The following is a 6,622-nucleotide window of genomic DNA, read 5'->3' as shown; positions in this document are numbered from 1 at the left end:
GTTCCCATGCCGAACACAGAAGTTAAGCTCCTTAGCGCCGATGGTAGTCGGACTAACGTTCCGCTAGAGTAGGACGTTGCCAGGCAAATAGAGAGACCGTAAGGTCTCTTTTTTTATGTCTAAAAATGTAGTAATTTAAATCATCAATGAAGAGCGGGGCCCCAACAAAGAGAATTTTGGTAAAAAATTCAACAAGCAATGCAAGTTGGGGTAAAGGAACGCTACGAGCTTAGTCGAGCTAAGTGAGTAAGAGAGAGATGAAAAAGAAGAAGAATGCGAGCGTTTATCTCGAGTTGAGAAAGCTCCTTAGCGCCGATGGTAGCAGACTAACGTTCTAAAGCAAAACAGCGATTTATAATCGCATTGTTTTACTTACTTAATAGCTTTAGCTATTAAGTACAACTATATATGCCAGGCAAATAATAGGATGCGATGAGCCGCATTGAGACCGTAAGGTCTCTTTTTTTATGCCTAAAAAGTGAAGTACTTTAAATCATTAATGAAGAGCGGGACCCCAACAAAGAGAATTTTGGTAGAAAATTCAACAAGCAATGCAGGTTGGGGTAAAGAACGCTACGGGCTTAGTCAAGCTAAGTGAGTAAGAGAGAGACGAAAAAGAAGAAAAATGCGAATGATTGACTCAAATCAAGTTTAGCTCAGCAGTTTAAATAGTTCTAATAAAATTTTATTAACCATTTTTCATAAAGAATAAAGACTAAATTTTAAATAAAATAAAATCGGAGTTACATGGAAATTATTACACTTAACTCCGATTAGTTTTTACACTAGTTAAATTAATAAAGAGTATAGCATTTTGTTTTCATTAATATATATATTTGAAGGATCAAATATACTTACTTTTTCTTTTAAATGTTGTAAATCTGCGTGATCCTTAAGTTGAATACCAATAATAACTGTACCAGTATTTTGAGATGATTTTTTTAAATACTCAAATTTGGTAATGTCATCTTGAGGGCCGAGCACATCATTAACAAATTCTCTTAGAGCTCCTGGTCTTTGAGGGAAATTAAGGATAAAATAATGTTTCATTTCTTCATATAAAAGTGATCGTTCTTCAATTTCTTTCATACGATTGATATCATTGTTACCACCATTAACTATACAAACTACAGTTTTTCCTTTAATTTGTTGACGATAGTTTTCTAAAGCAGCAACACTTAATGCACCCGCGGGTTCTGCTATAATAGCTTGCTTAGAGTACATATCAAGTATTGTTGAACATACAGCACCTTCATCTACTTGAACATAGTCATGTACTTTAGATTTAGCTATTTCAAATGTTAAGTCACCAACTCTAGCTACTGATGCACCATCTACAAATTTATCAATTTCTTTCAATGTAACTACTTTATTATTAACGACAACAGATTCATACATACTACTAGCCCCAGCAGGTTCTACGCCAATAATATTGGTCTTAGGAGAATAATCATGGAAATAAGTACTAATACCTGAGATTAGTCCTCCACCTCCTATAGCTGCGAATAAATAATCAAACTCAATATTTTCATCTTGAGATTGATGTATAATTTCTTTAGCTAGGGTACCTTGACCAGCAATTGTATAAACATTGTTAAATGGATCGATAAATGTCATATCATGTTGTTTAGTATAATCTAATGCTTCAGCTAGACAATCATCAAAGGTATCACCAGTTAATTTTATTTCTACATTTCCGTTTCCAAAAAACTGAACTTGATTAATTTTTTGTAGGGGAGTAGTTACTGGCATAAAAATGACAGCATTTAAATCTAACTTTTTTGCAGTGTAAGCAACACCTTGAGCATGATTGCCTGCACTAGCACATGTAATACCCTTATTTTGAATTTCTTCAGATAATACGGAGATAGCATTATAGGCACCTCTTAGTTTGAATGAACGTACCCATTGTAAGTCTTCTCTTTTCAAATATACTTTACAATCATATTTTTGAGATAAATAATGATCTAATTGTAAAGGAGTCTCTTTTACTGTATCTTTAAGACGTAAAAAAGCTTTATCGATATCTTTTGTTGAAACTGTTGTTTTTAATGTCATAATAGTCCCACCCTAATGTGCTTTTTCATATTTTTCAATTAAATCTTCATACTGTAATGTTATATCTATATCATCTAATCCATGAATGAGTTTATTTTTCCAAGTTTCATCTATATCAAAATGGAAAGTTTTCTCCGGCGATGAAACTGTTTGATTTGGTAAGTCAACTGTAATTTCTTTAAAGCTTGCTAAATGCTCTCGAGAAGTTTTATCTAATTTAATAGGTAACATAGCATTTTTTGTACAATTCATGTAAAAAATATCACTATAGCTTCCTGCAATAATAATACTGAATCCATAATCTTTTAATGCCCAAGCAGCGTGTTCTCTACTGGAACCACAACCAAAATTATCTCCAGTTATAAGAATACTTGCGCCTTTATATTCTGGCTTATTTGGATTAAATTCTGGATTATCAGTTCCATCTGGTAAATAACGCCATTCATCAAATGCAAAAGGACCAAAACCTGTTTTAGATATACGTTTTAAATGAGCTTTTGGAATGATTTGATCAGTATCGATATTGTCATAGAACAATGGCACGATTTTACCTGTATAAGTGGTAATTGGTTTTATATCCATTTATATAACCACCTTTCTAACATCTACAAATTTTCCGTTAATTGCTGCTGCTGCAGCCATTGCAGGAGAAACTAGGTGTGTTCTGGCCCCTTTACCTTGTCGTCCTTCAAAATTTCTATTACTTGTAGATGCGCAATGAACACCTTCTGGAACTTGGTCTGGATTCATTCCTAAACACATTGAACATCCAGGTTCACGCCATTCAAATCCTGCATCTTTAAAAATTTTATCTAGACCCATCGATTCAGCTTCTTTTTTTACAGTACGTGAACCAGGTACGACAATAGCAGTGATATTTGGATGTACTTGTTTTCCTTTTACAATATGACTAGCTTCAATTAAATCTGATATTCTAGCATTTGTACATGACCCTAAAAAGACATATCCTAATTCAATATCTTCGGCTTTTTGACCTGGCTTTAGCCCCATGTATTGATATGCGCGTTCATCATTAGAATCTTTAATAGCAGGGAATGGCGTACTAAAGCTAACACCCATTTCTGGATTAGTCCCCCAAGTGACTTGCGGTTCAAGATTTGTAACATCAATATTAATAATTTTGTCGAAATAGGCATCTTCGTCAGAATAAAGTTGTTTCCATTGTGGTATCATTTCATCTATATTTTTAGCGAATTGACGTCCTCTTACATATTCAAATGTAATATCATCTGGTTGCATCATCCCATATTTTGCACCTGCTTCAATAGCCATATTACAAATAGTCATTCTAGCTTCCATTGATAAACTTTTGATTGTTTCACCGGTGAATTCTAGAGCATATCCAGTACCAAAATCTACACCATATTGATTAATAAGATAGAGGATAATGTCTTTTGCATATACTCCATTAGGTAACTTTCCTGAAATATCAATTTTTAAATTTTTGGGTTTTGTTTGCCATAACGTTTGAGTAGCAAAAACGTGTTCAACTTCACTTGTTCCAATACCAAATGCAATTGCTCCAAAAGCACCATGTGTGGCTGTATGAGAATCACCACAAACAATCGTCTTACCTGGTTGAGTTAGACCAGTTTCAGGGCCGACCATATGTACGATTCCTTGTTCATCTGACCCCATATCAAATATATGAACACCGAAATCTTCTGCGTTTTTTTGGAGGGTAGTTATTTGTTTGTTTGCAATTTCATCTTTGATATTAAAAATATCAATAGTAGGTACATTATGATCTAAAGTAGCAAATGTTAAATCTGGACGACGTAGTTTTCTTTTTTGTAATCTTAATCCTTCAAAAGCTTGAGGCGAAGTAACTTCATGTATAAGATGTAAATCTATATATAATAATTGAGGGTCACCTACATTTCCATGTAAGACATGTTTATCCCATACTTTATCAAATAGTGTTTGTCCCATAAGATGACGCCTCCCTTAAGTGTAATCTTCTTTTAGTAGTTTAATGATTTCGGAAGTACGATATGTTCCTCCTAAATCTGACGTACATTTTCCTTCTCTAATAAATTGATAAATTTTATGTTCTAACTCATTAGCTGCTGCAACTTCATTAAAACTTTCCCTTAAGCACATAGCTAAAGATAGTAACATTCCAAATGGATTAGCAATATCTTTTCCTGCTATATCAGGTGCTGATCCATGAATAGGTTCGTAAAGTCTAGTTCCATCTTTACCAAAACTTGCTGATGGAGATAATCCTAGCGAACCAGGAATAACTGAAGCTTCGTCACTTAAAATATCGCCGAATAAGTTTTCAGTTACGATAACGTCGAATTGTGTTGGTCGCGTAATCAAATGCATACTACATGCATCAACAAGTAAATGTTCTACTTCTACGTCAGGATAATCTTTCTTAACTTCATCAACAGTTTTTCTCCAAAGTTTACTAGAAGAAAGCACATTTTCTTTATCTACAGATGTTAATTTCTTATGACGTTGTTGTGCTAACTCAAATGCAACTCTTACAATTTGTTCGATTTCATCACGGGTATAAGTTAAAGAATCTAAAGCATGATGTTCTGAGAGTTCTCTTGGTTCTCCAAAATACAGTCCGCCAGTGAGTTCTCGTACAATAACTAAGTCTGTGCCCTCAACTCGATCTTGTTTAAGTGGAGAGAGGTGACTTGTTCCATTTGTAACAATAGTGGGGCGAATATTAGCATATAAATTAAGTGATTTTCTAAGTTTTAATAATCCTTGTTCAGGCCGTAAATTTGGATTACTCCATTTCGGACCACCAATAGCTCCCAATAATATTGCATCAGCATTTTGACAAGCTTTTAACGTCTCATCAGTTAGGGGAGTGCCATAGTTATCTATAGCTGCTCCTCCAAAATGATGTGTATCTATATGATAATCAAATTGATATTTCTGACTAATTTTCTCTAAGATACCTAGACTTCCATTTAGTATTTCTGGTCCTATGCCGTCTCCAGGTAAAGCAACAATGTTATAGGTCATGATTGGATACCTTCTTTCTCTTTTGTTTCAGCAACATATTTTGCATGGGCTTCAACATAAGCTTTGCAAGAAGCTTTTAAAATATCATGGTCAATGCCTATACCACTAACTTCTTTATTTTCGATGATAAGGTTAACATGAACTTCAGCTTGTGCATCAGTACCTTCAGTGACAGAGTCTATTCGATAATCAATCAATTCTGTTTCACGTTTAAATATTCTATCAACAGCATTATAAATAGCGACAATGGAGCCAGTACCAATGCTTGAATCTTGATAAATATTATTGTCTTTATCTTTAATAACAACTACTGCACTTTGAAGACCATTTGATACAAACTGAAGTTGTAAAGTTTCAAGTTGGAAAATGGCACTTTGTTCATGTTCTGAACCTTGAATTAAAGCATGAATATCACGGTCAGATACAGCTTTTTTCTTATCAGCAATTGCTTTAAATTGCTTAAACAAATTGACTTGATCTTCAGAAGTAATGTCATAACCTAATGCTTTTAGTTTTTCAGCAAAGGCATGCTTTCCTGATAATTTGCCCAGTGGTAATTCAGTTGTACTGACACCTACTAATTGTGGCGTCATAATTTCATAAGTTTCGCGATGTTTTAGAACACCATCTTGATGAATACCAGATTCATGACTAAAGGCATTTTGGCCAACTATGGCTTTATTTCTTGGAACACGAATACCAGCATATCGTGAAATCAAATCAGAAGTATTTTTAGTTTGTTGTAAATTAATTTGTGATTCTAAACCATAATGATCTTTACGAACATATAAAGCTAAAGCAACTTCCTCAAGTGCCGCATTACCAGCTCGTTCTCCTATACCATTTACTGTACCTTCAATGCGTCTTGCACCACCTTCGATTGCAGCAAGACTATTTGCGACAGCCATACCTAAATCATCATGACAATGAGCGCTATAAATGATTTCTTTATCAGAATGAACGGATTCAGTTAATGTTTTAAAAATTTGTCCATATTCAGAAGGGTAGCTAAAACCAACAGTATCAGGGATATTGATGATAGTTGCACCAGCATCTACAGCAGTTTGTACGCTTTTTATTAAAAATGAAATATCAGTTCTCGTTGCATCTTCAGGTGAAAACTGAACAACTTCAAAATATTTTTTAGCATATGAAACATGTTCTTTTATTGATGCTAAAACTTTTTCTTGTGTCATTTTTAATTTATGTTCTAAGTGAATAGGAGATGTAGCAATAAAAACATGGACACGAGGTTTATTAGCTAACTTTGTTGCTTCATAAACTGCGTCAATATCTGATTTCTTACATCTAGCTAAGCCACATACTGCTGTTTTTGTTAAAGCTTTAGATATCGCTTCTACCGATTTGAAACTTCCTGTACTTGAAGCGGGAAAGCCGGCTTCAATAACGTCGACTCCCCATTTTTCAAGTTGTTTCGCTATCTTTAAACGTTCGTCAAAAGTAAAATTGACTCCCGGTGTTTGTTCACCATCTCTAAGCGTTGTATCAAATATTTGAATATGGCTACTCATTTTAATTCACTCCTTAATCC

5 protein-coding genes and 1 rRNA gene (1 of these 6 running past the window's edge) are annotated in these 6,622 nt (G+C 34.2%); 1 reads left to right on the top strand and 5 read right to left on the bottom strand.

All coding sequences use genetic code 11. The annotated features are described in order from the left end of the window. Positions 1 to 85 (top strand): 5S ribosomal RNA (gene rrf / locus Q4528_RS10160) (it extends 30 nt beyond the left edge of the window). Between the two features lie 704 nt (positions 86 to 789). Here the strand turns inward: rrf and ilvA are convergent. Genes ilvA through Q4528_RS10135 form a run of 5 tightly spaced genes read right to left on the bottom strand, consistent with a single transcriptional unit; the run spans position 790 to position 6,602 of the window. Beyond that, positions 790 to 2,058, bottom strand: a complete 1,269-nt coding sequence (gene ilvA, locus Q4528_RS10155; RefSeq protein ID WP_303521440.1) for a threonine ammonia-lyase IlvA — start codon at positions 2,056 to 2,058, stop codon at positions 790 to 792. A gap of 12 nt (positions 2,059 to 2,070) precedes the next feature. Continuing rightward, complete coding sequence (leuD, locus tag Q4528_RS10150) at positions 2,071 to 2,640, bottom strand: 3-isopropylmalate dehydratase small subunit (protein ID WP_017638121.1); 570 nt, start codon at positions 2,638 to 2,640, stop codon at positions 2,071 to 2,073. Continuing rightward, a complete protein-coding gene (gene leuC / locus Q4528_RS10145) occupies positions 2,641 to 4,011 on the bottom strand; it encodes a 3-isopropylmalate dehydratase large subunit (RefSeq protein WP_046467607.1) in 1,371 nt (456 codons plus the stop codon). It abuts the gene before it with no gap. 15 nt (positions 4,012 to 4,026) lie between these two features. Continuing rightward, positions 4,027 to 5,070 (bottom strand): 3-isopropylmalate dehydrogenase, encoded by a 1,044-nt coding sequence (gene leuB, locus Q4528_RS10140; protein WP_017638119.1) that lies wholly within the window; start codon positions 5,068 to 5,070, stop codon positions 4,027 to 4,029. Further along, entirely contained in the window at positions 5,067 to 6,602 is a 1,536-nt protein-coding gene (locus tag Q4528_RS10135; RefSeq protein ID WP_046467606.1) for a 2-isopropylmalate synthase, read from the bottom strand. Before Q4528_RS10135 ends, leuB begins: the two co-directional genes overlap by 4 nt. Positions 6,603 to 6,622 lie beyond the last annotated feature (20 nt).

It is taken from the genome of Staphylococcus pasteuri (assembly GCF_030547725.1).
Taxonomy (GTDB): domain Bacteria; phylum Bacillota; class Bacilli; order Staphylococcales; family Staphylococcaceae; genus Staphylococcus; species Staphylococcus pasteuri.
Note: the sequence above shows the minus strand (reverse complement) of the source record. Positions and strands in the feature narration are given on the sequence as shown.

Bases quoted from the DNA above. Each gene is read 5' to 3' on its own strand.
- ilvA (WP_303521440.1), bottom strand. From the start codon at position 2,058: ATGACATTAAAAACAACAGTTTCAACAAAAGATATCGATAAAGCTTTT.
- leuD (WP_017638121.1), bottom strand. From the start codon at position 2,640: ATGGATATAAAACCAATTACCACTTATACAGGTAAAATCGTGCCATTG.
- leuC (WP_046467607.1), bottom strand. From the start codon at position 4,011: ATGGGACAAACACTATTTGATAAAGTATGGGATAAACATGTCTTACAT.
- leuB (WP_017638119.1), bottom strand. From the start codon at position 5,070: ATGACCTATAACATTGTTGCTTTACCTGGAGACGGCATAGGACCAGAA.
- Q4528_RS10135 (WP_046467606.1), bottom strand. From the start codon at position 6,602: ATGAGTAGCCATATTCAAATATTTGATACAACGCTTAGAGATGGTGAA.